General features: G+C 69.6%; 1 pseudogene. It reads left to right on the top strand.

What is annotated here, in order from left to right:
• Positions 1 to 444 (top strand): annotated as a pseudogene (locus V2J85_RS40730) (ABC transporter permease); the annotation flags it as partial.

Below are 444 nucleotides of genomic sequence, written 5' to 3'. Positions count from 1 at the left end.
GGCCGCGACCCTCACCCTCGGGTTTCTCGCGTACGCGGTCGGTTGCCTGACCGCAGCGATTGTTTCCTTCAGCGAGGCGGGCCCTGGTTTTCTCTGGCCCTCCTACCTCCTGCTCGGTGCCGCGACTCTGGTCGTCTTCGCGTCCGTGGGGCATCTGGCGGGCCGGTGGTGGCCTTCCGCGGCGTTCACCCCCGTCGTGTGCGCACTGGGGTGTTTCATCAGCATGCTGGCTCTGCCTTTCAAGGTCAACGTCCTGGCAGGCCCTCCGGACCAGCACCTACGTCCGCTTCCGGTCGCCGTGCGGCTGCTGTTCGCACTCGCGCTCGCGGTTCTGGCGGTGACGGCACCTCCGCTCCGCCGGAGCGCCGAACGCCAGATGCCGCGGTGGGGAACGCCCTGGCACATCCGCGGCATCGCCGGCGGGTCGGCCGCCCTTTCCCTGAT

Source organism: Streptomyces bugieae (assembly GCF_036352915.1).
Classification (GTDB): domain Bacteria; phylum Actinomycetota; class Actinomycetes; order Streptomycetales; family Streptomycetaceae; genus Streptomyces; species Streptomyces endophytica.
Note: the sequence above shows the minus strand (reverse complement) of the source record. Positions and strands in the feature narration are given on the sequence as shown.